The 26603-nt window shown below is 65.2% G+C and carries 23 protein-coding genes and 1 tRNA gene; 10 read left to right on the plus strand and 14 right to left on the minus strand.

What is annotated here, in order from left to right; translation table 11 throughout:
• Positions 1-100 precede the first annotated feature (100 nt).
• Genes QQL24_RS02345 through QQL24_RS02355 form a run of 3 tightly spaced genes read left to right on the plus strand, consistent with a single transcriptional unit; the run spans position 101 to position 2616 of the window.
• Positions 101-961: a fatty acid desaturase family protein gene (locus tag QQL24_RS02345; RefSeq protein WP_284310268.1), complete on the plus strand. Its 861-nt coding sequence runs from the start codon at positions 101-103 to the stop codon at positions 959-961.
• A 60-nt stretch (positions 962-1021) separates the two neighbouring features.
• Positions 1022-2368 carry an aspartate aminotransferase family protein gene (locus tag QQL24_RS02350; RefSeq protein ID WP_284310269.1) on the plus strand — a complete coding sequence of 449 codons (1347 nt, stop codon included), beginning with the start codon at positions 1022-1024 and terminating at the stop codon, positions 2366-2368.
• 17 nt (positions 2369-2385) lie between these two features.
• Positions 2386-2616 carry a HupE/UreJ family protein gene (locus tag QQL24_RS02355; protein ID WP_284310270.1) on the plus strand — a complete coding sequence of 77 codons (231 nt, stop codon included), beginning with the start codon at positions 2386-2388 and terminating at the stop codon, positions 2614-2616.
• A gap of 65 nt (positions 2617-2681) precedes the next feature.
• Here the strand turns inward: QQL24_RS02355 and QQL24_RS02360 are convergent, their stop codons facing one another.
• The 3 genes from QQL24_RS02360 to QQL24_RS02370 form a co-directional block, all read right to left on the minus strand.
• On the minus strand, positions 2682-3080 hold the full coding sequence (locus tag QQL24_RS02360) for an Arm DNA-binding domain-containing protein (RefSeq protein WP_284310271.1): 399 nt from the start codon (positions 3078-3080) through the stop codon (positions 2682-2684).
• A 188-nt stretch (positions 3081-3268) separates the two neighbouring features.
• Positions 3269-3353, minus strand: a tRNA-Leu gene (locus QQL24_RS02365).
• A 56-nt stretch (positions 3354-3409) separates the two neighbouring features.
• Positions 3410-3787 (minus strand): VOC family protein, encoded by a 378-nt coding sequence (locus QQL24_RS02370; protein ID WP_284310272.1) that lies wholly within the window; start codon positions 3785-3787, stop codon positions 3410-3412.
• A gap of 160 nt (positions 3788-3947) precedes the next feature.
• Between QQL24_RS02370 and QQL24_RS02375 the strand changes: the two genes are divergently transcribed.
• Genes QQL24_RS02375 through QQL24_RS02385 form a run of 3 tightly spaced genes read left to right on the plus strand, consistent with a single transcriptional unit; the run spans position 3948 to position 7962 of the window.
• Complete coding sequence (locus tag QQL24_RS02375) at positions 3948-5846, plus strand: extracellular solute-binding protein (RefSeq protein ID WP_284310273.1); 1899 nt, start codon at positions 3948-3950, stop codon at positions 5844-5846.
• A gap of 5 nt (positions 5847-5851) precedes the next feature.
• Entirely contained in the window at positions 5852-7705 is a 1854-nt protein-coding gene (locus QQL24_RS02380; protein WP_284310274.1) for an extracellular solute-binding protein, read from the plus strand.
• Positions 7684-7962, plus strand: coding sequence for a hypothetical protein (locus tag QQL24_RS02385; RefSeq protein WP_284310275.1), 279 nt, complete (start codon positions 7684-7686; stop codon positions 7960-7962). The genes QQL24_RS02380 and QQL24_RS02385 overlap by 22 nt, the downstream gene beginning before the upstream one ends.
• 159 nt (positions 7963-8121) lie before the next feature.
• On the opposite strand, the gene rplS is transcribed toward QQL24_RS02385, so the two are convergent.
• From rplS to ffh, 6 genes are all read right to left on the minus strand, one after another.
• A complete protein-coding gene (gene rplS, locus QQL24_RS02390) occupies positions 8122-8505 on the minus strand; it encodes a 50S ribosomal protein L19 (RefSeq protein WP_284310276.1) in 384 nt (127 codons plus the stop codon).
• Between the two features lie 192 nt (positions 8506-8697).
• The gene (gene trmD, locus QQL24_RS02395) at positions 8698-9396 is read right to left on the minus strand and encodes a tRNA (guanosine(37)-N1)-methyltransferase TrmD (protein WP_284310277.1); all 699 of its coding nucleotides are present in this window, start codon (positions 9394-9396) and stop codon (positions 8698-8700) included.
• Between the two features lie 245 nt (positions 9397-9641).
• Positions 9642-10370 carry an HAD family hydrolase gene (locus QQL24_RS02400; RefSeq protein WP_284310278.1) on the minus strand — a complete coding sequence of 243 codons (729 nt, stop codon included), beginning with the start codon at positions 10368-10370 and terminating at the stop codon, positions 9642-9644.
• Positions 10360-10905 (minus strand): ribosome maturation factor RimM, encoded by a 546-nt coding sequence (gene rimM, locus QQL24_RS02405; protein ID WP_284310279.1) that lies wholly within the window; start codon positions 10903-10905, stop codon positions 10360-10362. The genes QQL24_RS02400 and rimM overlap by 11 nt, the downstream gene beginning before the upstream one ends.
• A gap of 273 nt (positions 10906-11178) precedes the next feature.
• Positions 11179-11544 (minus strand): 30S ribosomal protein S16, encoded by a 366-nt coding sequence (rpsP, locus tag QQL24_RS02410; RefSeq protein WP_284310280.1) that lies wholly within the window; start codon positions 11542-11544, stop codon positions 11179-11181.
• Between the two features lie 53 nt (positions 11545-11597).
• Complete coding sequence (ffh, locus tag QQL24_RS02415; RefSeq protein ID WP_284310281.1) at positions 11598-13166, minus strand: signal recognition particle protein; 1569 nt, start codon at positions 13164-13166, stop codon at positions 11598-11600.
• A gap of 375 nt (positions 13167-13541) precedes the next feature.
• Here ffh and QQL24_RS02420 point away from each other — a divergent pair, with 375 nt between their 5' ends.
• Complete coding sequence (locus QQL24_RS02420) at positions 13542-14471, plus strand: glutaminase (RefSeq protein WP_284310617.1); 930 nt, start codon at positions 13542-13544, stop codon at positions 14469-14471.
• Positions 14472-14560: 89 nt separating this feature from the next.
• Here the strand turns inward: QQL24_RS02420 and QQL24_RS02425 are convergent, their stop codons facing one another.
• The 5 genes from QQL24_RS02425 to QQL24_RS02445 all read right to left on the minus strand — a co-directional run bounded on the left by QQL24_RS02425 (position 14561) and on the right by QQL24_RS02445 (position 20803).
• Positions 14561-14896, minus strand: coding sequence for a type II toxin-antitoxin system YafQ family toxin (locus tag QQL24_RS02425; protein WP_284310282.1), 336 nt, complete (start codon positions 14894-14896; stop codon positions 14561-14563).
• Positions 14859-15149 (minus strand): type II toxin-antitoxin system RelB/DinJ family antitoxin, encoded by a 291-nt coding sequence (locus QQL24_RS02430; protein WP_284310283.1) that lies wholly within the window; start codon positions 15147-15149, stop codon positions 14859-14861. The genes QQL24_RS02425 and QQL24_RS02430 overlap by 38 nt, the downstream gene beginning before the upstream one ends.
• 133 nt (positions 15150-15282) lie before the next feature.
• Positions 15283-17850, minus strand: a complete 2568-nt coding sequence (locus QQL24_RS02435; RefSeq protein WP_284310284.1) for a polynucleotide kinase-phosphatase — start codon at positions 17848-17850, stop codon at positions 15283-15285.
• The gene (locus QQL24_RS02440; protein ID WP_284310285.1) at positions 17847-19220 is read right to left on the minus strand and encodes a 3' terminal RNA ribose 2'-O-methyltransferase Hen1; all 1374 of its coding nucleotides are present in this window, start codon (positions 19218-19220) and stop codon (positions 17847-17849) included. The genes QQL24_RS02435 and QQL24_RS02440 overlap by 4 nt, the downstream gene beginning before the upstream one ends.
• A 107-nt stretch (positions 19221-19327) precedes the next feature.
• On the minus strand, positions 19328-20803 hold the full coding sequence (locus QQL24_RS02445) for an amino acid permease (protein WP_284310286.1): 1476 nt from the start codon (positions 20801-20803) through the stop codon (positions 19328-19330).
• Positions 20804-21067: 264 nt separating this feature from the next.
• Between QQL24_RS02445 and QQL24_RS02450 the strand changes: the two genes are divergently transcribed.
• From QQL24_RS02450 to QQL24_RS02460, 3 genes are all read left to right on the plus strand, one after another.
• Positions 21068-21580 carry a DUF1993 domain-containing protein gene (locus tag QQL24_RS02450; RefSeq protein WP_284310287.1) on the plus strand — a complete coding sequence of 171 codons (513 nt, stop codon included), beginning with the start codon at positions 21068-21070 and terminating at the stop codon, positions 21578-21580.
• A gap of 300 nt (positions 21581-21880) precedes the next feature.
• A complete protein-coding gene (locus QQL24_RS02455; RefSeq protein WP_284310288.1) occupies positions 21881-23134 on the plus strand; it encodes a metallophosphoesterase family protein in 1254 nt (417 codons plus the stop codon).
• Positions 23131-26583, plus strand: a complete 3453-nt coding sequence (locus QQL24_RS02460) for an ATP-binding protein (RefSeq protein WP_284310289.1) — start codon at positions 23131-23133, stop codon at positions 26581-26583. The genes QQL24_RS02455 and QQL24_RS02460 overlap by 4 nt, the downstream gene beginning before the upstream one ends.
• Positions 26584-26603: the final 20 nt, after the last annotated feature.

A 26603-nucleotide genomic window follows, 5' to 3' on the forward strand; every position in this document is an offset into this window, starting at 1 on the left:
TCATGCCAAGTTGGCATGCCGCTTGCGCTTCGGGCTGCAGGAAATGCCACGCGGTTCCCCTTCGGGACGGTTGGCGCGTCGAACCCGGAGAAGCTCTGCAATGCAGGCCCGTCTTCTGCAATATTCCTCCTGGGACTGGATGCCGGTAATGCTCGGGCTTGCGCATTTGGCAGGTGTGCTGGCTGTGTTTCTTGCCTTCCCTTGGCTGTCCTGGTGGAGCTTCATCCCCTTGGCGCTGATCTATTCGCTGTCGATTTCCTGGAACATCAACAGCGTCTCCCACAATTTCATCCATAATCCCTATTTCAGAAACGAGAGGCTGAATGCGGGTTTCAGTCTGATCCTGTCGCTGACCCTCGGCTTCTCCCAGGCGATGTATCACTTCGTCCATATGCGCCATCACAGCGGCAACATGGACCGACCTGATGAGAAGGGGCGCACGCTCGACTACCTCTCGATCTACAAGCATGGCCATGACGGCAAGCCGGAGAATGTCTGGCGCTACACCTTCCTGAGCTATTTTCGCGACGACCCCGCCGAGATCCTGCGGGCGATGGCGGCGCGCCGCCCGGGCGAGGCGCGCCAGGCCAAGATGGAACTCGCCGTCATGATCGGCTTCTACCTTGCCCTGGCCGTGATCGACTGGCGGTTCGTCGCCTGCATGCTGCCCTTCAACTATCTCGGCCAATGCCTCTCTTCGCTCAATGGCTATTACGAGCATTTCGGTGGCGACCCCGACAAGCCGCTCGCCTGGGGCGTCAGCACCTATGACAGACTCTACAACTGGACCTGGATGAACAACGGCTATCATGCCGAGCATCACTATCGGCCCAAGGTGCATTGGACCAAGATGCCCGAACTCCATCGCACCATTGCCGATGAGCAGGGGAGGGCGGGCACCCGCGTGATCCGGCCGCCCCATCCGCTCGGCTTCCTCGACGCCGACATCGCCGAGCACTGATCCCCATCGGGCGCGGGGAAAGCGCCCGGCCCTTCCCGTTGCACAACCGAGACATGTCCCGTGAATTTCATCCATAAGCCGCTTACCCGCACCACCAACAGTGCAGCTCTGTTCGACGCGGCGCGCCAGGTCATTCCTGGCGGCGTCAACAGCACCGCCCGGGCGCAATGGTCGGGCTGGATGCCCTATCCGCTCTTTGTGGACAATGGGAACGGCTCTCGTCTGCAGGATGTCGACGGCAACCAGTATGTCGACTATCTCCTTGGCCTTGGTCCGATGATCCTCGGGCACCGTCCCTCGGGCGTGACACGGGCGGTCGTGGATTTCATCGAGCGACGCGGCACCATCTTCGCCTTGCCGACCGCCGAAGAGGCGGTGCTGGCCGAAAAGATCATCGCGGCCGTGCCGAGCGTCGATCAGGTCCGGCTCTGCAACACCGGCACCGAGGCCGTGCTTTACGCGACGCGCCTCGCCCGTGCCTTCACCAGAAGGCGCAAGGTCATCCGCTTCGAGGGCATGTATCATGGCTTCTCTGACGGCGTGTATTGGAGCAAGCATCCCGCGCTCGCCAAGGCGGGGCCGGACGATCGGCCGAATCCGGTGGCACAGGGGCCGGGCATGCCCGAGGGCGTGGAGGAAAACCTCATCATTCTGCCCTGGAACGATGCCGACATCCTTGCCGATGTCATCGGACGGGAAGGGGATGAGATCGCCGCTGTGCTGACCGAGCCGGTGATGTGCAACACGGGATGCATCCTGCCCAAGCCCGGTTTTCTCGAAACCATGCGGACATTGACGCAAGAGCGCGGAATCGTGCTGATCTTCGACGAGGTGATCACCGGATTCCGCCTCGGCCTCGGCGGAGCGCAGGAACGCTTCGGCATTCGCCCGGACCTGACGGTATTTGCCAAGGGGCTCGGTGGCGGCTTTCCCGTGGCGGCCCTCGGCGGACACGCTGATATCATGAAGCTGGTGGCTGACGGAACCGTCTCCATGGCCGGCACCTATACGGCCAATGGCATCGCCGTGGCGGCTGCCAACGCGGCACTCGACGAACTCGCCAGGCCGGGTACTTATGATCGTCTCGACAGGATTTCCGACATCCTGCGCGAGGGCCTGGAAGCCGAGCTTCGGGCAGCGGGCCTGCCGGTAAATGTCGTGGGTATCGGCCCGCTGATGCAGGTGTGGTTCGCGGAGCGACCCATCGAGAACTACCGTGATGCCGAACGCCATGCCGACCAGGGCCTGTTTCGCCTATGGTGGGAGGGCATGCTGGAACGGGGCGTGCTGTTTCATCCCGGCGCCTATGAGAACCTCTTCGTTTCGACGGCGCATACGGCCGAGGACATCGTACTCACCCTTCGCGCGGCGAGGGACACGGCGGTGGCACTTGCGAGGACGATCTGAGCGGCAGAGGCAGGCCGATGCCTCGCCTGGTTGGCGAGGGCCTCGGGTGGGAGTACATCGCCCTGCCGTTTGTCGAGCTTGGCATTCTCGTGTCGGTGATCATGCTCGGGCTCATGGTGGTGCTGGCTATAGATCTGTCTCTACGGCTCAGCGCCGCGATCATTGGTAAGCGTCCGGTCTTTGACGTACAGCGGCGCAGAGTGTGTTTGGGGAGGATAGCGCCCTTTATCGCTAATGGGCATTATTGAATGTCATCGGGTGCCATTTGCTCTGACAGGGCCCTAGTGAGACGTACGGACACAGACCGACCAATTCACATAGCGACATTCATGATTAGAGGCACTGGCAATCCAGGCGTGGCGCCGCCGGCGTAGCGAGTATCAGGCCGGGGTTCGCCGCTCTCGATCAGTAAGATGGCTGTGGTTGCCAACGACGCGGTAGGGTAGTAGCCCGTCTTTCTGATAAGCCGCTGCCGCAGGTGTCCGGCCATTTTGGTGTCGCGGCGGGTCTGGGCCTTGCGGGCCGCCACCAGCGTGATCGCTGGATAGGGGCCGATCGCCAGAAGCTTGCGCTTACCCGCGTAACGGTAGTCCTGCCGCCAGAGTTTCGAGCCATTCGGCATGATCCAGAGCTGCAAACCCTGGCCGTCTGACAGCTTGCGCGTCGATTCTGTCGGCTTGGCGGTTCGGCATTCGATGTCTGCCAGCGGCATGGGAGACCCGGATGGTGGTATCGCGTACCACCACATCTTAACAGTGTCCGGTTCCGATACCACCGTCCGTACCACCACGCATCACGGCTGCAGACGTACGAGGACGAACCATGCCGAACGGCTTTTGTGCTTAAGTCTTTGATTTTTGGATGATTTTGAACTTTCGCGAACACCGCCGAAAGTGGAGGTGGTGCCCCTAGCCGGAATCGAACCAGCACTCCTTGCGGAATCCGATTTTGAGTCGGACGCGTCTACCAGTTCCGCCATAGGGGCAACGCGGCGCGCACTATAGCGAGAGAGAGTCCGGCGTCAATCGGGGATTGCGCGTTTCAGCCGCTGGCGAGGCCGTGGATGTTGCCGTCGGGATCCTTGAACCAGGCCTGCTGCAACGCGCCGGCATGGTGGATGTCGCCCTCCCGGGTGATGCCGGGCAAGTCGTAATGCTGGAAGGCGACGCCGCGTTGCTTCAACTCGGCCACCAGGACCGCCATGTCGTCATCGACCACCCAGGTCACGGCGGTGGCGTTGTTGGTGCCGCCATAGGTGGATTCATAGACCAGCACGATGGAATTGCCGGCCTTGTACGCGATGGCGTTGGGCTCGTGCATGAAGGCGATCTCCAGCCCCACCTTTTCCTCGTAGAAGAGCCGGGCGGTGGGCAGATGGCGCACCGGAAGCGTGGCGACGGCGATCTTGCTTCCCAGCATGGCGGGCTCTCCGAATCAGCGGTACGGGCAACACCCTGCCCGGACGGCAAGAATACTCTCCGATTGTTCAAAAAACTGCCTGCAATTCCGCCGCAATGCCACCTATCCTGAACCGGAATCGCCGCCCGTGCCGCGGGCAGCCGAAACCATCGGGATCTCCATGCGTCTTGTCCGTCTCGCCGCCTTGTCCGCCGCTCTCGTCCTGGGGAGCCTCGCCGCCCTGGCTCCGGCCGCCGCGCAGGACAGTACCGCCGGCACCCCGCCCTGGCGCATCGGCCTCTCGCTGCTGGGCGAGCCCAAGCACACCACGCCCTTCGACCATTACGACTATGTCAATCCGGACGCGCCGAAGGGTGGTACGGTACGGCTAGCGGTGGCGGGAAACTTCGACAATTTCAACATCGCGCTGATGTCGATCTCGGGCGCCCAGGTGAAGGGCGTGATCGAAAGCGGCATCCTCAATGTCTACCAGACCCTGATGACGGATTCGCAGAACGAGCCATCCACCGAATATGGCGAGATCGCCGATGCCGTGCGCTATGCCGATGACCTCTCCTCGGTGACCTTCCGCATCAACCCGAAGGCGCGCTGGAACGACGGCCAACCCATCACGCCCGAGGATGTTGTCTGGTCCTTCGATGTGCAGAAGGCCAACAATGTCCAGACGGCCGCCTATTACCACGACGTGGCCAAGGCCGAGGTGACGGCGCCGGACCAGGTGACCTTCACCTTCTCCATCAAGGGCAATCGCGAGCTGCCGCAGATCGTCGGCCAGCTTTTCATCCTGCCCAAGCATTGGTGGCTCGCCAAGGGGCCAGACGGCAAGCCGCGCAATATCGCCGATACCAGTCTGGAGCCGCCGCTGGGGTCCGGCCCCTACAAGCTCAAGATCTTCGAGGCCGGCCGCTCCGCCACCTATGAGCGCGTCAGGGATTGGTGGGGCGCCGACCTGCCGACCGCCAAGGGTCAGTATAATTTCGACGAAATCCGCTACGTCTACTACACCAATGTCCAGCAGCTGCCGGAGTTCTTCAAGAGCGATTCCTATGACTTCCGGCTGGAGAACGTCATCGCCAACTGGATGACGCAGTACGACATTCCGGCTGTGAAGGACGGGCGCATCGTCAAGCAGGATTTCCCCAGCAATACCAGCGGGCGCATGCAGGCCTTCGGCTTCAACATCAGGCGGCCGAAGTTCCAGGACATCCGGGTTCGCCAGGCCTTCAACTTGGCCTTCGATTTCGAGGAGCTGAACCGCTCGGCTTTCTTTGGTCAATACAAGCGCATCGACTCTTATTTCGCCGGCCTCGACGAGTTCTCTGGCGCCGGCGTGCCGCAGGGCGAGGAGCTGGTGATCCTGAACTCGATCAAGGACAAGGTGCGGCCGGAGGTGTTCACCACGCCCTACACCAATCCTGTCAACGGTACCGACGAAACCAGGCGCACCAATCTGCGCACGGCTCTTGGCCTCCTCAAGGACGCCGGCTGGGAGATCAAGGATCGCAAGCTCACCAATGTGAAGACGGGTGAGGCCATGACCGTCGAAATCCTCCTGGACAGCGACACCTTCACCAAGGTCGCCTTGCCCTATGCGCAGAGCCTCAAGCGCCTGGGCATCGATGCCAATGTGCGCGTGGTGGACGACTCGCAATACACCTTGCGCGTCAACAACCGCGACTTCGACATGATCGTATTCGGCGCTGGCCAGTCGCAATCGCCCGGCAACGAGCAGCGCGACTTCTGGAGCTCGGCCGCGGCGGACCAGCCGACGTCGCGCAACTCCATCGGCATCAAGGATCCCGCCGTCGATGCCCTGATTGACCGCATCGTCTATGCCAAGGATCGGGCCGAACTCGTGGCCGCCACCAAGGCGCTCAACCGGGTGCTGCTCTCGGGCGATTATGTGGTGCCGATGTGGTATTCGGGCGTCTGGCACACGCTGCGCTGGAACCGCTTCGGCCATCCCGACGTGCTGCCGACGCAAAGCCCGACCGGCGGCTTCCCGACCGTGTGGTGGTACGATCAGGCTCTCGCCGCCAAGACGGGGGCGCCGAAGTGAGGGGGATGCCGCAGGCCGAGGCCTTTAGCCATCCAACCCGCCGCACCGTCCTCAAGGCGGGCTTCCTCGGCGCCGCGGCCGCCCTGCTGCCGGCCGGCGTGCGGGGGGAGGAGGTCGAGAGCCATGGCCTCTCGCTGTTCGGCGACCTCAAATATGGGCCCGACTTCAAGGCCTTCTTCTATGTCCGTCCCGATGCGCCCAAAGGCGGCACCTTCTCCCAGCAGGTGGTGCAGACCATCTACAATCAGAACCTGTTCACCTTCGACAATCTCAACATCTACATCCTTAAGGGGGCGGGGGCGGCCGGCATCGATATGTGCTTCGCCACGCTCTTCTCGCGCGCCTGGGACGAGATGGATGCGATGTATGCCTATGCCGCTCAGACGGTGCAGGTCTCGGCCGACCGGCTGACCTATCGCTTCCGCCTCAGGCCCGGCCTCACCTTCCATGACGGCTCGCCGCTCACGGCGGAGGATTGCGCCTGGTCCTTCACGCGGCTGAAGGAGGACGGCCACCCCTATATCACCGAGCCCCTGCGCTTCATGAAGGAGGCGGTGGCCGAGGCGCCGGATCTCGTGCGCGTCACCCTGACGCCGGAGCGCGGGCGCACCACGCCGCTCACCGTCGCCGGCCTGCCGATCTTCGCCAAGGCCTGGTGGACGGGCAAGGATTTCACCAAGACGACGCTGGAGCCCATCCTCGGCAGCGGGCCCTACAAGATCGGCAGGATCCAGGCTGGCCAGAGCATCAGCTTCGAGCGGGTGAAGGATTGGTGGGGCGAGAAGCTGCCGAGCCAGGTCGGCAGCAATAATTTCGACAACCAGACCTATGTCTATTACCAGGACAGGGCGGCCTCCTTCATCGCCTTCTCCACCAAGAACTTCCTGTTCCGGGAGGAATATACCTCGCTCAACTGGGCTACGGGCTATGACATCCCACCGGTGCGCGACGGGCGTATCAAGCGCGAGACTGTGCCCGACCACACCGCTTCCGGTGGGCAGGGCTGGCTCTTCAACACGCGTCGCCCGCAGCTTGCCGACCCCCGGGTGCGTCAGGCCATCGGCATGGCCTTCGACTTTGAGTGGACCAACAAGCATGTGATGTACTCGCTCTACCAGCGCGCGACATCGATCTTCGAGAACTCCTCCTTCAAGGCCACGGGTAAGCCCTCGCCCGAGGAACTGGCCATGCTCGAACCCTATCGCGGCAAGGTGCCCGATGCGGTGTTCGGCGAGGCGATCGTGCCGCCGGTGTCCGACGGTTCGGGGTTCGATCGCAATCTTCTCCGCGCAGCGGGCCGGATGCTGGCGGAAGCCGGCTGGACCATCGACAACCGCATTCTCAAGAACGCCAAGGGCGAGCCCTTCACCATCGAGTTCCTGGAAGACGATGACGGGCTCTACAAGCACACCGCGCCCTTCATCCAGAACCTGCAGAGGCTCGGCATCCAGGCGACTTTCCGCGTGGTCGATCCCTCCCAGATGCAGATCCGCACCGATAATTTCGACTTCGACGTGATCACCCAGCGCGTTTCCTATAATTCCACGCCGGCCGACGACATGCGCGGCTATTACGCCAGCGCCAACGCCAACCGGAAGGGCACGCTCAACCGCAGCGGCGTCGCCGATCCCGTGCTCGATGCGCTGATGGACCGCATGGGCAATGCGGGCAGCCGCGAGGAGCTGGTCGCCGCCTGCCGCTGCTTCGACCGCGTGCTGCGCGCGGGCTTCTACTGGGTGCCGATGTGGTACCGTACCGAGCGCTGGCTCGCTTACTGGGACGAGTTCGAGCACGGAGACCCCGGCGCGATCTATGAACTGGGGGCAATGGATCTGTGGTGGGCCAAGCCGAAGACGTGACGCTGTGCGAGGAGTTGCGGCCGATCCTGGAGCGGGAGCTCGCCCGCGGCAATGTCATCAAGGAGGGGCCGAGCCGTGGCTGGCCAAAACCGGAGAGCGTGTTCGTCGCCCTGCGGGACGACAGCGTGCCGGACCGAGGCCTGCCCGAGGGCGTCGAACGCTCCGTCAATGTCGATCCGCATTATGACTGGGGCGAGGATTATTTCTGCCACTGGCACAGGCATGTGCTGGTGTGCGGGGCGCCGAGGAGGCGATGAGTGGCGCGACATCCCTGGGATCGGAGGCTTCCAGCCTGCTCTTCCTTCCCCGCGAGCGCAACGTTTCCAAGAGCAGGCAGGGATGCCTGCGATCCCGGAGAACAAAAACGCCGGCCTGTTTCCAGGACGGCGTCGAAACTCTCAAAAAATACGTCGAGCTTACTTCTTGCCCTCGGGCTTCTTGTAGTCGACGCGCTCGGCGATGCGGGCCGACTTGCCGCGCCGATCGCGCAGGTAATAGAGCTTCGCGCGGCGGACCTTGCCGCGGCGGACGAGCTTGATGGAATCGATCATCGGCGAGTAGAGCGGGAACACGCGCTCGACACCTTCGCCATAGGAGATCTTGCGGACGGTGAAGCTTTCCTGCAGGCCACCGCCATCGCGGGCAATGCAGACGCCTTCATAGGCCTGAACGCGCGAGCGTTCGCCTTCGACGACCTTGACGTTCACGATGACCGTGTCGCCGGGCTGGAACTCGGGAATATCCTTGCCGGCCGACAGGCGGGCAACTTCTTCCTGCTCGATAGTCTGAATCAGGTTCATGATCGATCTCCGCGCGCACCCTGAGGGACGCATCTTGCTCTTACTTGAAGTGGAGGCGAGCCAATACGCCAAATCGGGGACCGAGTCTATTGAATTCGGCGCTTCCGGGTGCACGGGCATCCTGCCCGTTCCTCCCATCCTGCAAGCGCGGCGTTTCAAGAACGGGCAGGAAGCCCGTGCACCCGGAAAGCCTTATTTCTTCGACCCTTTCCGCACGAACTCTTCCCATAGATCCGGCCGCCTCTCTTTCGTCAGCGCCTCCGACTGCGCCCGGCGCCAGGCAGCGATATTCTTGTGATGGCCGGAGCGCAGGATCTCCGGGATCTCCCGATCCTCGAAATTGAGGGGGCGGGTATAATGCGGGTATTCGAGCAGGCCGTTCTCGAAGCTCTCCTCGTCCGCCGAGGTCTGGCCACCCATCACGCCGGGCAACAAGCGCACGCAGGCGTCGACAAGCACCATGGCGCCGAGCTCGCCGCCCGAGAGCACGTAATCTCCGATCGAGACCTCCTGCAGGCCTCTGGCTTCGATCACGCGCTGGTCGACGCCCTCGAAGCGGCCGCAGACGATCACGGCGCCTTCGCCGGCGGCCAGAGCGCGAACATGGGCCTGGGTGAGCGGGGCGCCGCGCGGCGACATCAGGAGGCGGGGGCGGCCGTCGTCGGGCAGCGCGTCGATAGCTTGGGCGAGTACGTCGGCGCGGATCACCATGCCCGCGCCGCCGCCGGCCGGCGTATCGTCGACGGCGCGATGCCGGCCCTGGCCGAAATCGCGGATATTGCGCGTCTCCAGCGCCCAGGTGCCGGCCGCCAGCGCCTCGCCCGACAGCGAGACGCCGAGCGGGCCGGGGAACATGTCAGGATAGAGGGTGAGGATCGAGGCGCGCCACATGGGGAATTCCGTGAAGACAAAGAGCGCGACGCAGCCTCCCTCACGAAGCTGGGGGAGGTGGCCGAACGCAGTGAGGTCGGAGGGGGTGTGGGCGGAGTGAGGCACGGGAAGCACGATCTGCGGTTCAGGCGCTCTATCCTGACCACACCCCCTCCGTCACGACTTCGTCGCGACACCTCCCCCAGCTTCGTGGGGGAGGCTGCCCGCGCCTCTCGATAGACATAGGCTTGACTGATGACGGCTTTTCACGGCCCCAACAATCCCTTCAGCCGCTCATCCGTGAAATCCCGGATCGAAAACACGACATTCGGCGCCTGGAGGGCGGCGGCGTCGAGCATGGTGGTCACACCCACCGCGCGCATGCCGGCATTGGCGGCGGCCTCGATGCCGAGCGGGGCGTCCTCGAACACCACGCACTGGGCGGGCTCCAACCCCATCGCCTCGGCGGCGGCGAGGAAGAGGTCGGGATGGGGCTTGCCGCGATAGCCCATCGAGGGCGAGACCACGGTGACGAAATGGCGGCGCAGATCGAGGCCGTCGAGCACCAGCGCGGCGTTCTCGGGCGGCGCGGCTGTGGCCACCGACATCTTCTGTCCATGGGCCTCGCAGGCTGCGATCACCGCCAGGAGGCCGGGCAGCGGCGCCATCTGGCCGCGATAGATCTCGCGGTAGATCGCCTCCTTCTCAAGGCCGAGCGTCTCGAGCTCCAGCTCCGTTGCGTCGGGCTTGGCCCATTTCACCACTTCCCGATTGGCGCGTCCGGCCGTCTCCTGGAAGAAGGTCTCGCGATTGAAGGGGATGCCGTGCCGTTGATGCCAGGTTTCCCAGGCATCGTTGTGGACATGCATGTTGTCGACAAGGGTGCCGTCCATGTCGAAGATCAGGCCGGCGACGGGGATGGCCGAAAGAGCACCGAAATCGCCCGCAAGACGACCAGGAAATTGGCTTTCGTTCAACACGTGATCAGCGCTCATCTTTTCCATCCTCTTCGCCCCCGTCCCCTGTTTCCTGCGGAAGCACGACGAGAATATGTCCAGCCTTGATGTCGACCGTCGGCACGATAGCCCTGGTGAAGGGCAACATCAGCGGCTTGCCGCCGTCCGGGGTAATCTCGACGATATCGCCGGCGCCGAAATCGAACATGCCGGTGACGGTGCCGATCAGCACGCCCTGTTCGTCGCGGGCAGCAAGGCCGATGAGGTCGGCGTGGAAAAACTCGTCCTCGTCCTCGGGCGTGCCCAGGGCCTCGCGCGCGGTGAAGAGCTGGAGATTGACGAGCTGTTCGGCGGCCGTGCGGTCGTTGACGCCCTCGATCCGGGCCACCAGCATGTCCTTCTGCTGGCGCAGACTGGTGATGTGGATCTTGCGGCCGGTCTTGGTGAGGAGAGGGCCGTAATTGGCGATCGCCAGCGGCTCTTCCGTATAGGATTTCAGCCGCACCTCACCCTTCAGGCCATGCGCCGCCCCGAAAACGCCGAGAAGGACGAGATTTTGCGGGGCTGGGGGCATAAGGGGCCTTTGAAGAGAGGGCACAGAAAGCCTCCCCCACGAAGCTGGGGGTATCGCGCACACGAAGTGTGCGCTGGGCACGACGAAGTCGTGACGGAGGGGGTGTGGTCAGGATAGAGCGCGGGAACTACCTTCTCGGGATTCCGCTTCACGCGCCCTCTCCTGGCCACACCCCCTCCGAGCTTGCTGCGCAAGCCCAGTGACAACTTCGTACTCGAAGTTGTCACGGATACCCCCAGCTTCGTGGGGGAGGCCAGTCGCGCCCTATCTTGCTTACGCAGCCGCTTCGGCGGCGGCAGCCTCGGCCTTCTTGGCCTTCTCGGCGGCGCGGTCCTGCGCCTTCTTGCCGGGAACGGCCTTGGCCGGGTTGTTGCGGGCTGCGCGGGTCAGCAGGCCGGCGTCGGCGAAGTGGCGCAGCACGCGGTCAGTCGGCTGAGCGCCCTTGGCGATCCAGGCCTTGGCGGACTCCAGATCGACGGTCCAGCGCGGCTGGCCGGAATCCTTGGCGATCATCGGATCATAGGTGCCGAGCTTCTCGATGAAGCGGCCGTCGCGCGGGGAACGCGAATCGGTGACCACGACAGCGTAGAACGGACGCTTCTTGGCGCCGCGGCGGGCGAGGCGGATCTTGAGGGACATGGGATACTCCGTTTGTCAGTTTGCTTGTTGTCGAGGTGAAAAGGTTCGGGCAGCTATTTCTTCTTGCCGCCGAAGGGGAAGCCCGGCGGCAGGCCGCCCGGCAATTTGGGTCCGCCGCCGAGGCCGGGAAGGCCGGGCAGCTTGGGGCCACCGGCGCCGAAATTCGGCATCTGCGGCGGCAGGTTCGGCATGGGCGGCAGGCCAGAGGGCATTCCTGGCGGCATCTGGCCCTTGGAGAGAGCCTCCATCGCGCCGGGCGGCATCGCCGGCATGCCGCCGCCGAGCCCGAACATCGAAGCCATCTTGCCGAGCGCGCCCTTCTTGGCGCCGCCCATCTTCTTCATCATGTCCGCCATCTGCATATGCATCTTCAGGAGGCGGTTGATCTGTTCAGGCGTGGTGCCGGAGCCGGCGGCGATGCGGCGCTTGCGCGAGGCCTTGAGGATCTCGGGCTTGCGGCGCTCTGCGGGCGTCATCGAGTCGATGATGGCGCGCTGGCGCTTGAACACCTTCTCGTCGATGTTGGCGCTGGCGAGCTGCTCCTTCATCTTGCCCATGCCCGGCAGCATGCCGAGCACGCCGGACATGCCGCCGATCTTCTCCATCTGGATGAGCTGATCGCGCAGGTCCTCCAGATCGAAGTGGCCCTTCTGCATCTTGGCCGCGATCTTGGCGGCCTTCTCGGCGTCGATGGTCTCGGCCGCCTTCTCGACCAGCGAGACGATGTCGCCCATGCCGAGGATGCGGTTGGCGATGCGGGCGGGATGGAAATCATCGAGCGCATCGACCTTTTCGCCCGTGCCGACCAGTTTGATCGGCTTGCCGGTGACGGCGCGCATCGAAAGAGCCGCACCGCCGCGGCCGTCGCCGTCGAGGCGGGTCAACACGATGCCGGTGATGCCGAGGCGGTTGTCGAAGGCGCGGGCAGTGTTGACCGCGTCCTGGCCGGTGAGGGCGTCGGCGACCAGCAGCACTTCATGTGGGTCGGTGACGGCCTTGACCTCGGCGGCTTCGGCCATCAGCGCTTCGTCGACCGTGGTGCGGCCGGCGGTGTCGAGCATCACCACGTCATAGCCGCCAAAACGGCCGGCATCCATGGCACGCTTGGCGATCTGCACGGCGCTCTGGCCGGCGACGATGGGCAGCACGGAGACGCCGACCTGCTGGCCGAGCACCGCGAGCTGCTCCATGGCGGCCGGGCGGCGGGTGTCGAGGGAGGCCAGCAGTACCTTCTTGCCGAGCTTGTCGGTGAGGCGCTTGGCGATCTTGGCGGTGGTGGTGGTCTTGCCCGAGCCCTGCAGGCCGACCATCAAGATCGGTACCGGCGGCACGGCCTGCAGGTCGATGGCCTGGCCCTCGCCGCCGAGCGTCTCGATCAGCACGTCGTTGACGATCTTGACGACCATCTGGCCAGGGGTAACCGACTTCAGCACGTCCGCACCGACAGCGCGGGCGCGCACCTTGTCGGTGAAGGAGCGCACCACATCGAGCGCCACGTCCGCCTCGATCAGCGCACGGCGGATCTCGCGCATCGCCTCGCCGACGTCGCTCTCGCTGAGAGCGCCGCGGCGTGTGAGCTTGTCGAGCACGTCGGAAAGACGCGCGGAGAGGCCATCGAACATTCACATATCCTTTTGTGGCTACGATGCTGATATCGGAGCCGCTCTTGGCAACAACAAGGCACACAACGCAAAACACGCCCGTGGGCGCATCGCGCTGACGGACGTTGGCCTCCATCCTCCAGGAATGGTCGGCGGGTTGGGTGCCTTACCGATGTAAGAACGGGCGGGGAATAGGGGAAAAGGGCGAGAGAGTCAATTCCCGGGAGCGCGGACGTCCCGTCCGCTCTTCCTTAATCCCAGGGCAATTCGTTTCCAAGAGCGGACGGGACGTCCGCGCTCCCAGGAAAGCCCTGGACACAGGCCCACGCCCCGCCTAAGCAGCCGGCCCCGGCATCCCTCTTGCATAGTAGCCTCATCTTCACCCGAGACCTCGCCTTGCCCCAGCTTGACCAAGTCGTGAAAGAGATCGCCGAGGAGATGGCCGCGCGTCCCGACCGCGGCGATGTCGCGACCTATATTCCCGAGCTTGCCCGCGTCGACCCGAAGCATTTCGGCATCGCCGTCATCGATGCCGAGGGCAATGCCCATGTCGGCGGCGATGGCGACATGCCCTTCTCGATTCAGTCCATTTCCAAGGTCTTCACGCTGACCCTGGCGCTCGGCAAGGCCGGCGACCGTCTCTGGCGGCGCGTCGGGCGTGAGCCTTCCGGCAGCCCCTTCAACTCGATCGTGCAGCTCGAGAACGAGCGCGGCATCCCGCGCAACCCCTTCATCAATGCCGGCGCCATCGCCATCACCGACCTCATCCTCTCCGGACACCAGCCGCGCGAGGTGCTGGGCGAGATCCTGCGCTTCATGCAGTTCCTGGCTGACGATCCCACCATCATCATCGACGAGGCGGTGGCCGCCTCCGAGCAGCGCACGGGCTATCGCAACAATGCACTGGCCAACTACATGAAGGCCTTCGGGGTGCTCGACAATCCGGTCGAATACACGCTCGGCGTCTATTTCCACCATTGCGCCATCGCCATGTCCTGCCGGCAGCTCGCCATGGCGGGCCGGTTCCTTGCCCAATATGGCCGCAACCCCACCACCGGTCATCGGGTGGTGCAGCCCGAGCGCGCCCGGCGCATCAATGCCCTCATGCTGATGTGCGGCCATTATGACGGCTCGGGCGAATTCGCCTATCGCGTCGGCCTGCCCGGCAAGAGCGGGGTGGGCGGCGGCATCCTGGCCATCGCCCCGGGCAAGGCCTCGATCGCGGTGTGGTCCCCGGGGCTCGACGCTTCCGGCAATTCGCATCTAGGGCGGATCGCGCTGGAGATCCTGACGCGAAGGATGGGCTGGTCCATCTTCGGGGCGTAGCTGGGAGCACCGGCTTCTTCCTGGGACCGCCGGCATCCTGCCGGCTCTTGAACTTCGGCGGTGCAAAGCAAAGCACCTCGGCCAGTCGCCTACCGCCCAAACAGCTCTGAATGGGTTCCCGCCCGCACGAAGGCAATGTCGTTGTCGTCACCCAGCTTGTAGACGAGCAGGAAGTCCCCGCCGATGTGACACTCCCGGCAGCCTTTCCACTCGGCTCCGTTCAGAGCATGATCCTTCCATTCCGCCGGTAGCGGCGCGTCACTGGCGATCAGCAGCATCATCGCTTCCTTGAGCCGGTTCATGTCATATCGGCCGGATCGTGACAGAGCCTGCCAATCCTTCTGGAAAACCTTGGTGCAGACATTGCGCCGTGGCAGAGCCGCCCGCTTACTTGCCGGCGGTCTTTTCGACGTCGTCGAGCTCATTGAATACCCCTTCCGGCGTCATCGACCGCGCTGCACCTTCCTTCAAGAGCTTGTCTGCCTCCTCGATGGCAAGACGAGTTTCCGCGCTGGGCAGCTTGAGCTCCAGGGGATAGCCATTCTCGACAACGACACGATGCAGGAAGAGCCTGACACCGTCGGACAAAGACAGGCCAACTGCCTCCAGCGCCGTTGCCGCCTTATTCCGGATTTCGTCGTCCACGCGTACATGGACCATTCTGCTGTGAGCGGTCATGTCGATGCCTTTCAGGAGGAAACGAGCTTGTATAGCGAGCCGAAGATATATCTCAAATGAGATACAATCAAGACATCAGGTCTTGTTTTCGGGCGTATCGTTTCCGAGCCGGCTGGAAGGCCGCCGCTCCAAGTCACAATCTCGGATCGATGGGCTCGCTCTCCAGCGCCAGCACCGCGAAGACGCATTCATGCACCTTGCGCAGCGGGGCTCGGGCGACGAAGCGGGTGAGGGCCTCGTGGCCGAGTGCGAATTCCCGCAGGGCCAGCGAGCGCTTGCCGCCGAGGCCGCGGGAGCGCAGGCGGATAAGGTTCTCAGGCAGATCGTATTCCGGGCCGTAGATGATGCGCAGATATTCCGAGCCCCGAACCTTCAACGCCGGCTGGATCAGGCCGCGTTCGCCGCGCGGGGCGAAGGCGAGCGGCTTCACGACCATGCCCTCGCCGCCCCCGGCCGTCAGCTTCTCCCACCAGGCGACAGCGTCGCGGCAGGCGTGCTCGTCTGCGAGGTCGAGCGTGCGCATGGTGGTCGCCGCTAACGCCTTCTCGCTAGTTTCGGCGAGGCGCCGGGCGAGACCCAGATGCCAGAGATGGTCCCTGTCGAAATGCACCGCGCCCTCGCTGGCGAGCAGGTGGAAAGGCGCCACCCTGAGGTCGTCGATGCCGCCGACCGGCCAGACATAGGGCGCCCAGGCCCTGGCATAGCGCGCCGCCTTGCCGGCTCGGGTGGCGAGACGGTCGCGCAGGCCAGGCGCCTCGACGCCGCGGGCGACAAGGCGCTCGGCTGCATCGAGGGCGGCGTTGAGGCCTGCCTGCGCCGAAATGCCTACCGGCTCGTATTGCTGCTCGATCAGGCTGGAAGCCTTGGCCGACCAGGGCATGATCTCGGCATCGAGGATCAGCCAATCGGTGGCAAGCTCCTCCCACAGGCCGGCTTTGTCGGCGGCGATGCGGATGCGCTCGAGCAGGGCCTCGGTGGTGGCGCGTTCGGGAAAGAAAGCGCGGCCGGTGCGGGTCCAGATCGCGCCGGTCTCCTGGCCCACCGTGCCGAAGCGCCGCCGCGCCACTGCGTCATCGCGGCAGAGCGCGATAACAGCACGCGAGCCCATATGCTTTTCCTCCAGGACCAGGGTAGGCTGGCCGCGCTCGCGATAGAAGGCGAAAGCCTCTTCCGGCCGCTCCAGCCAGCCGTTCTCGTGGCTGGTCTCCACCGGTGACATGGTGGGCGGCAGATAAGCGAGCCATTGCGGCGCCAGGGCGAAGCGGCTCATCACTTCGAGCGCCGCCGCGGCATTCTCCTCTGCCACCGCGATGCGGCGCATTATTGTCGTGTCGATCCAGCGCCGGCCGGAGACGTCGGCATAATCGAGGAGGTGGTCGGCGGCCGACTGGGCACTCGCCTCGCCAGCAATGGCTGCCAGCAAGCGCGCCGGTTCGCAATGGACGGCCTGCGCCGGCACGGAGACGATCTCGCGCTCTGGCCAACGCAAGGCGGTGAGCTTGCCGCCGAAGACGCAGCCCGTATCGGTGCACAGCGTGTTGTTGAGCCAGTCGGCCTCCGGCACCGGCGTGTGGCCGTAGATGACGGCGGTCTTGCCGCGATAGGCGCTGGCCCAGTCGAGCCGGACGGGCAGGCCGAACTCGTCGGTCTCGCCGGTGGTCTCGCCATAGAGAGCGAATTCGCGGACGGCCGGCGAGCCGCGGCCGATCATCTCCTCCTTGAGGCCGGCATGGGCGACGGCAAGCCGCCCGCCGTCGAGCCAGTAATGGCTGCGCAGATCGTCCATGAAGGCCTTGACCCGGGCCATGAAGGCGGGTGGTTCGGCCGAAAGCTGCTCGATCGAATCCTGCAGCCCGTGATTGACCTGCACCTTGCGTCCCGCCATCCAGCGGCTGAGCTTGCGGTCGTGATTGCCCTGGGTGACCAGGGCGATCCCCGCCTCGCAGGCGGCTATGACGATGCGCAGCACCTCCGGCGTCTTCGGGCCGCGGTCGACGAGATCGCCGACGAAGACCAGCTTGCGGCCTTCCGGCGCGGTGATCGTGATGCCGTCGCCTTCGCCCTCTATGCCGTAGCCGAGCTTTTCCATCAGCGCGCGCAGCTCATCGGCGCAGCCATGAACGTCGCCGATGATGTCGAAGGGACCGGTATCGGCGCGCCTGTCGGTCCACAGCGGCTTGCGCATGATGGTGGCCGCGTCGACAGCTTCCTGTGACGAGAGCTTCCAGACCTGGCGGAAACCCTCCTCCGGCAAATGGCGCTGGCCCTTGCGGATCTCGCTGATCATGCGTTGCGGCACGCCGGGTCCGAACTGCCGGTCGGGCCGGAGCTTGTTGCGCTCGATGCAGATGTCGAGGCCGGGATCGATGACGATGGCCACCGGCAGGGCATGCCAGCGTCGCGCCAGCTCGATCCAGGCCTTGCGCTCGGAGCCGCGCACATTGGTGGCGTCGATCACCGCAAGGCGGCGATTCTTCAGGCGCTTCTCGGCGATCGCCTTGACGAGGTCGAAGGCATCGCCCGAGATAGTCTGGTCGTTCTCGTCGTCGCAGACGAGGCCGCGGCAATGGTCCGAAGAGATGATCTCGGTCGGCGCGAACCAGCGCGAGGCGAAGGTTGACTTGCCCGAGCCGGTGGCGCCGATCAGCACCACCAGCGAGAAATCGGGAATGTCGAGGAGGGTAGGATCGGGACGTCTCATCGGGTGAACACCACCATCTGGGAAGGGGCACCGTGCTGGGGATCGGCCTCGCCAAGGCCGGAATGCTCGGCACGGTAGCCGTAGCGCGCCTCGATACCGGTGGCCCAGGCCTGCATTTCCGCGCGCGTCCACTCGAATCGGTGGTCGGGATGGCGGAAGGCGCCCGCCCTGAGGTTTTCGAACAGGGCGTTGTAATCGGCATTCGGGGTGGTGATGACAACCGTGCGGGGCCGCGCCGCGCCGAAGACGATCTCGGCAAGGTGCGGCAACCGGTCGGGATCGAGATGTTCGATCACCTCCACCAGTGCCACCGCCTCGGCGGTATGCCAGCGCTCGTCGCGATAGGTGAGGGCGCCGTGCAGCAGCTTCACGCGGCCTTCCGGCGGCCCGCCGGACAGATCGAGCTTCAGCTTCTCGCGCGCCCGCTGCAACGATTGCGAGGAGGCATCGAGACCGATGATGGTCTTGAACTGGCGCTTGCGGAGGAGGCGCTGCAGCAGCCGCCCTTCGCCACAGCCGAGATCGGCGATGATGGTGGCGCCGGTGGCCTCGAGCCTGTCAGCCACCGCATCGAGGCGGATGTCGTGCAGGCGGAGCGGAGCCTCGATCTTCTCCTCGCGGCTTTCCTTCGCCTGGGGCGCTTCCGTTGCCTCGATCTCCTCGGGCGCGAGCTTGGCGAGGGCCGCCCGCACCAGGCCGCGGCGGCGCTTGAGGTAGCGCGAGGTGATGGTCTCGATAGCAGGATGCTTCTGCAGCCAGGCGCCGCCCTTGGCCACCAGCTTGTCGACCTCGTCATCGCCGATCCAGTAATGCTTGTCCGCGTCCAGAACGGGAATCAGCACGTAGAGATGGTTGAATGCCTCGGCGAGAGTGAGCGTGCCCGAGAGCTTCAGGTCGGCATAGCGCGAGGGCCCGTTGGCGGCGGGAATGAAGTCGAGCTCAACCGTCCAGCCGAGCGGCTCGAACAGTTCACGCACCAGCGCCTCGCCGCCGCGCACCGGCAGCGGCGTCAGGCGGATCGCCAGCGGGATCGGAGTCGCCGCGAGTTCGGCGCGCTCGCGCGAGGAGCCGGCCATTGCGGAGCGGAAGGCACGGTTCAGCGCCACCGACAGGAAGGAGGAGGCGGCATAGGGCCGGTCGTTGACATAGTGGTCGAGCAGCCCGTCGCCGGCGCCGCGCCCGCGCACCAGACCCACCGGATCGATGTCGAGTGCCAGCACCGCCTCGCAGCAGGCCTCGTCCGCCTGCGGGAAGAACACGCTGGCCTTGCCGAAGGACAGCTCGAATTCATGCACCCGGTCCGGGTGCTTCATCAGGAGGAAGCCTAGATCGGTGGCGGGGCGATGCGTGGTGATGACGGAGAGGAACATGGGAGGCTCAACAATTGCGCCGGATCAGGGAGCCCGATCCGGCGCGTTTGTTTAGAGCAGAACGGACAGAAACAATACCGGTTTCTGCCACACCTTGCTGAATGATCTTACTTGAGCGGCCTCTGGCCCCTCAGGCCATTCCTCAGCACCGAATGGCTGCTGCCATAGGCAAAGTAGAGAGCAAGGCCGATGATCAGCCAGATCACCAGTCGCATCCAGGTGGCCAGCGGCAGGAAGGCCATCAGCAAGAGCGAGAAGACGATGCCCAGGATCGGCACCACCGGCACAGCAGGGGTGCGGAAGGGGCGGGCGACTTCGGCGTCGCTCTTGCGCAGATAGATCACCGCGCCGCAGACCAGCACGAAGGCGAAGAGCGTGCCGATCGAGACCATTTCGCCGAGCACGTCGATCGGCGTCAGCGCGGCCACGACCGCAACAATGATGCCGATCAGGAGCTGGCTCTTATAAGGCGTGCCGAGCGAGGGATGCACGTCGGAGAACATGCGCGGCAGCAGCCCATCCTTGGCAATCTGGAAGAAGATGCGGCTCTGGCCATAGAGCAGCACCAGGATCACGGTGGTGAGGCCGGCGAGGGCGCCAAACTTGATCAGCACGGAGAACCAGGTCAGGCCGATGACATCGACGGCCTTGGCGATCGGGTCGGGCACGTTGAGCTGGGCATAGGGCACTAGGCCCGTCATTACGCCGGCGACGGCAACATAAAGAATGGTGCAGATCACCAGCGAACCGAGGATGCCGATGGGCATGTCGGTCTGCGGATTCTTGGCTTCCTGGGCGGCGGTGGAAACGGCATCGAAGCCGATGAAGGCGAAGAACACCACCGAGGCGCCGCGCATGATGCCGGTCAGGCCAAAGGAGCCGAATTCACCCGTGTTGTCGGGAATGAAGGGGTGCCAGTTGGCCGGATTGACGTAGCCGATGCCGAGCAGGATGAAGGCGGCCACCACGAACAGCTTGATGGCCACCATGATGTTATTGAGGCGCGCCGATTCCTTGGTGCCGCCCATCAGCATCGCGGTGAGGAGCAGGACGATGAAGGCGGCCGGCAGGTTGACGATGCCCTCGACCGTGGTTCCGTCGGGCAGCTTGGCCTCTGTCCAGGGTGCTGCCGCATATTGCGGTGGGATATTTATGTGGAAATTTCGAAGCAGGGAAACGATATAACCAGACCAGCCTACGGCGACGGTGGAGGCGCCCATGGCATATTCGAGGATGAGATCCCAGCCGATGATCCAGGCGAAGATCTCGCCGAGGGTGGCATAGGTGTAGGTATAGGTGCTGCCCGAAACCGGCAGGAGGGCCGCCAGTTCGGCATAGCACAGGCCGACGAAGGCGCAGGCGATGCCGCCCACGACGAAGGAGAGCATGATGCTCGGGCCGGCATATTTTGCCGCCGCGGTGCCTGTAAGGACGAAGATGCCGGCGCCGATGATGCAGCCGATGCCGAGCGCGGTGATGCTCCAGGGGCCGAGCGTCTTGCTGAGGGTGTGCCCGCCGCCCTCACCGCCTTCGGCGATGATATCGGCCACGGGTTTTCGGGTCATCAAACCTACGTCTGCCATTATGGATTCTTCCCTTTTTCGTTTTGCGTTATCGAATGGCGTCGATCTTGCTAAGATCGCGCCACCCCGGGATGTGTTTCCCCCCAGCAAAAAAACTTTGCCAGGTTACAATTTGGTAATGAGGCTTTCCGCAGGTGTCCAGATAATTGCCCGGGTTTAGTGAACGCTAAAGTCGATAAAACCTACTTTACTATCTCCATCGCAATCACAATCATGCAATCGCAAGGTGTTGCGTGAATAATCAGACAAATACCGAGAGGAAATATGCCCCTTACTTTTTATCAATCGTCGGCCCAGGTGTTCGTTCACGCTTTGGGAAACCTTTCGGCCATCCTGGAGAAGGGTGCTCTTTACGCGGAGGCCCGGAAGATAGACCCGGTGGTGATGTGCGGGCTGCGGCTGACGGCCGACATGCTCCCCCTCTCCCGCCAGGTCTCGACGGCCTGCGACTCGGCCAAGCTCGCGGTGTCCAGGCTTTCGGGCGTCGAGGCGCCCAAGCATGCCGATGAGGAGAAGGATTTTGTCGAATTGCAGTCGCGCATCGCCAAGACGCTCGACTATATCCGCTCGGTGCCGGAGGCTTCGGTCGAGGCGGCGGCCGGGCGTAAGGTAAGCCTGAAGCTCGGCGGTGAACCGCGCGAGTTCGAGCCGGAGGCCTATCTCACCCTCTTCGCCCTGCCGAATTTCTACTTCCATCTCACCACCACCTACGCGATCCTGCGCGCCAACGGCGTGGAGCTGAGCAAGCGGGATTACCTTGGGCCGATATTGGGGTGAGGGGCTCCTGCTGGTTCGGGTGTCTCGCATGAGGCCACGACTTGGAGGCTGGGGGCGATACCCACCCGTCATTGCGAGCGCAGCGAAGCAATCCAGGTCAAAGGGCAGCGTTTGTTACCCCTGGAGTGTTTCGCTGTGCTCGCAATGACGGTGGTTCCAGAGCCTCCTCTGGGAAGGGTGTTGCATTGCCTGCGCGTTCCTCTCCCCGGATGCAGTCTTGGCAGGGGAAAAGAACAGGCGAGGATGACTGCGATTTCGGGATGCCTTTCCTCCGGCCGCTCCACGCCCTAAAAGCCTCCCATGCGCTTTCGCTTCGTCCACGCCGCCGATCTCCATCTCGACAGTCCGATGCATGGGCTCACCGCGCGCCAGCCGCATCTGGCGGCACTGTTCGGTGAGGCGGCACGCGGGGCCTTCGTCGCGCTCATCGATGAGGTGCTGGCGCGCGAGGCGGCCTTCCTGATCATTTCCGGCGATGTCTATGACGGCGATTGGCGCGACTATCACACCGGCCTGTTCTTCGTCGGACAGTTGGCGCGGCTGTCGCGGGCGGGTATTCCCACCTTCCTGATCCAGGGCAACCATGACGCCGAGAGCCAGATCTCGCGCAAGGTGACGCTGCCCCCACTCGTCCATCTCTTCGGCACCCGCAAGGCCGAGACGCTGGAACTCGCCGATCTCAAGGTCGCGCTGCACGGCCGCAGCTTCGCCGACCGCTCGGTGAGCGACAATATCGTGCGCGCCTATCCTGCCGCCCGCGAAGGCTGGTTCAATATCGGCCTCCTGCACACCTCGCTCGACGGGCGTGCCGGCCATGCCTCCTATGCGCCCTGCACGCTCGCCGATCTCCGGGCCAAATATTACGATTACTGGGCGCTCGGCCATATCCACGCGGCCGAGACAGTTTCCAGCGACCCTTACGTGGTCTTCCCCGGCAATCTCCAGGGCCGCCATGTGCGCGAAGCCGGCGCCAAGGGGGCAATGCTGGTGGAAGTCGACAAGGGCGCCGTGGTCTCGGCGACGCCACTGGTGCTCGACAAGGCCCGTTGGGCGCATGCCCGCATGGATGTTGGCGGCGCCACGGATCTGGCCGAGGTGCTGGCGCTGGTCGAGCCGGCGCTGCGCACCGAACTCGCCGCGGCCGAGGAGCGCCCACTCGCCCTGCGCCTGACCCTGCAGGGCGAGACGCGGGCCCATGATGCGCTCGCTGCCGACAGCCAGCATCTCCAGGCCGAGATCCAGGCGGCGGCCGACCGGGTGAGCGACCGGCTCTATATCGAGCGCGTCGAACTCGCGACCTTGCCGCCCCGCACGGCCGGAGACGGCGAGGCCGTCGGTCTCGCCGATCCGCAGGCGCTGCTCGCCGGCCTCGAAGAAGAGGCCGAATTCAGCGAGCACCTCAATGTCGTCATCGAGGAGATCCTGGCCAAGCTTCCGGATGAGATTCGTCAGGCGGTGAGCGGGGACGGGGAGGGGATCGAGACGGCGCTGGTGGCGGAAGCCCGCTCGGTCGCGCTGGCGCGCCTGCGTCATGGCGGCGGGGACGCGGCATGAAGCTCACCCGCCTCGACCTCGGCCGCTACGGCCCCTTCACCGATGTGCGACTGGACTTCCGCCCGGAAGCGGCACTGCACATCGTCTATGGCCCGAACGAGGCGGGCAAGAGCTCGGCTCTATCAGCCATCACCGACCTGCTCTACGGTTTCGAGCCGCGCAGCCCGGCCAATTTCCGTCATCGCTACGAGGATCTGAAGATTGGCGCGCAGGTGCTGCGGGCCGATGGCAGCAATCTCGCCTTCTGGCGGCGCAAGCGCCTGCGCAATTCGCTGAGTGACGGCGCCGACACGCCGCTCGACGATGGGTTGCTCGACGGCGCCCTCAGTGGCATCTCGCGGGAGGTCTTTCTCGCCGCCTTCGGCCTCGACCAGGCCGGGCTGCGCGAGGGTGCGCGGCAGATGCTGGCAGCGCAGGGCGAGGTCGGCGAAAGCCTGTTCGCCGCCGCCTCGGGTTTGAAGACCCTGCTTTCCGTGCGCACCGGGCTGGAGGCGGAGGCCGATGGGCTCTTCGGCAGCCGCAAATCGAACAAGCGAGCCTTCTATGAAGCCCAGGAGCGCTACGACCAGGCGCGGCGCGCCTTGCGCGACCAGTCGCTGCGGGCCGACGACGTGCGTGCCCTGGAAGAGCAGATCGCCACCCAGGAAGCGCAAGCTCTTGCCCTGATAAGACAATTGCGCGAGGCCGGCATCAGGCGTGCACGCATAGATCGTGTGCGACGTATCGCACCGCTGCTCATTCGCATCGATCAGGGCGAGCAGGCGCTTGCCGCCCTCCAGGCCTTGCCGGACCTGGCAGACATTGTGGCGGGCGAGATCGAGGCAGCCCTGGCCCGAGCCGAGGCCGGCCGGGAAGCCCTGACGCGTCTTGCCCGTGAAAGCGGCGAGGCCGGGCAGGCGCTCGCTTCGATCCGCGTCGACGAGGACTTCCTGGCCGAGGGCGAGACGATCACAGCGCTGAACGAGGAGCGCGCCGCCCTTGCCAAGGCCCTGCAGGACCTGCCGCGCCGCGAGTTGGAGGCGCGTGACCTTACCCGCGACCTCGACGATCTCGCCCGGCGCCTCGGCCAGCCCGACCGCGGGGCACTGGCGGATCTTCGGCCCGACGACCTCGCATTGGAGCGCATCCGTGTGGTCGCCGAGCGGCGACGCAAGGCTGGGGAGGCGGCTGCCGAAAACCAGCGAGCCGCCGCCAGGGCTTGTGAGGCGATCGAGGCCCTGGAGCGCAAGGCGGCCGGCGTCAGCAACGGCGCCGATCCCCAGCCCTTGCGCCAGCGCCTGAAGGCCATGCAGCCGTCCCTGGCCGAGGCCGCGACCGTCGGCGAGCAGGAGGCCGAGCTCGAGCGACGCCGCGGGCTGTTCGCGGACAGGCTCGCCCGGCTCTCGCCATCCGTGCCGGAGGAGGCCCGGCTCTGGTCCTGGCAGGAGCCCACCGAGGAGACGCTCGCGGAGGCGGAACGCCGCTTCGCCGGGCTCGATGCCAAGGCGCGCCAATATGAGGCCGAAGCCTACCGCCTGAAGGGGGCCATCGCCGAAACCGATACGGTGCTGGAGGCAGCCGCAGGCGGGGACGGCCTGATCGACAGCACACATCTTGCCGGAGAGCGCGCGGAACGCGATGCCCTGTTCGAAGCGATCGCCGCCGAGCCCTCCGCCGCGGCGATCAAGGCCTATCGCAAGATCGTGACGCAGGTCGATGCGCTGGCTGACCGGCGCCTGGCCCAGGCCGAGCGCCTCGCTCGCCGCGACGTGATGCTGCGCACGCGCGACAAGGATGCGGCGGCGCTGGCGACGCTGCAGGATCATATCGCGGTGCTGGCGAAAGACCGCGAAGGCGCCGATCGGGACTGGCAGGTCTTGTTCTCGCCACTCGGCTGCAAGGCTGGCACGCCCGCTGTGATGCGCCGCTTCCTTTCCGAACTTGTCCGCCTGCGCGAGGAACGCCAGGCGCTGCGCGACCTAGAAGCACGCATCGGCCGGGCCAGGCTGCGCCTTGCGGCGGAGCGCCCCGCTTTGGAAGCGCTCGCCGCCGAGGCCGGTTTGGCCGGCGTGGCTGCGCAGAGCCTGCCGAGCCTGATGCGCCTGATCGAAGACCGCCTCGGCGCTCTCGAACAGGGCGCGCGCGAGGCCCGTTCCGTCTCGGATCAGCTCGCCACGGCCCGGGCCGAGCTCACGCGGGCCGGCAAGGCACGGGAAGAGGCCGAGATGGTGCTTGCCGGTATGGAAGCGGAATGGTCGGCGGCGCTGGGCGCCCTCGGCCTGCCTGCGGATGCGAGTCCGCAGGAAGCGGCCAAGGCGGGCGAATTGTGGGTTGCGGTGCAGGGCAAACTCGCCCAGCTCGACAGCATCGAGCACCGCATCGCCAGTATCCGCGACGATCAGGCCGGTTTCGCAGAACGTGCCGTCGGCCTCGCCGGCCGGTTGACCCCGGACGAAGTCGCCGAACCCGCCGAGATCGCAGTGGGCCTTGCCGCCGGTCTTGCGCGAGCGCGCGAGGCAGCGACAAGGCGACGGGCCGCGCAGGAGGCGCTGGAGCGTCGCAAGGCCGCGCTTGCCGAGGCCGAGCTGGCGCAGCGCGGCCATGACGAGGCTATCGCTGTCCTGGCGTCCCGGACCGGCTGCGAGCCGGCGCATCTTGCCGCGCTCGCCGGTGATCTCGTGGCGCGAACCGCCCTGCGCCAGGACCTCGCCAAGGCGCGGGCCGAACTGGCGGCGCAAAGCGACGGGCTGGACGAAGCCATCTTGCGGGCGGAAGCCGCCGAGATCGGTGCCGACGAAGCGGCCGGCGAGGCCGAAGCGGTGCAGGCCGAGCTGGTGGCCCTGATGGAGGCGGACAAGCAGGCTGCCCTGGCGCTCGGAGATCTGCGCCGCAAGCGCGAGGCCATCGAACGCGAGGCTGGCGCCGCTGGCGCCGCCCAGGCTCTCCAGGACGCCCGCGGCGATCTCGAACGCATCACGCGCGACTATCTCGTGCTGAAGACGGCCTCGCTGCTGATCGAGGCCGGGCTGGAACGCCAGCTCAAATCCGAGCAGGGGCCGCTGATCGCCCGAGCCGGCGCCCTGTTCTCGACCATGACGAGCAACGGCTTCGCCGGCATCGCCACGCTTTATGACGACGAGGACCGCCTGCGTCTTGCCGCGCGGCGCATCGACGGCAACACTACGCCGATCGAGGGCCTGAGCGAAGGCACGCGCGACCAGCTCTATCTGGCGCTGCGCCTGGCCAATCTCGAGGCCATGGCCGCCCGGCGCGAGGTGCCGCCTTTCATCGGCGACGATCTGGTGATCACCTTCGACGAGGATCGCGTCGCCGCCGCGCTGCAGGTGCTGGCGGTGCCGGGCTCCTCGCTGCAGAAGATCCTGTTCACCCACCACCGCCATGTCGTCGATATCGCACGGGAACGGCTCGGCGATGCCGTCGACGTGGTGAACTTCGCCAGTCCAGGCTAGCTGCAATCCAGGATTGTAAT

This window comes from Labrys miyagiensis (assembly GCF_030160835.1).
Classification (GTDB): Bacteria; Pseudomonadota; Alphaproteobacteria; order Rhizobiales; family Labraceae; genus Labrys; species Labrys miyagiensis.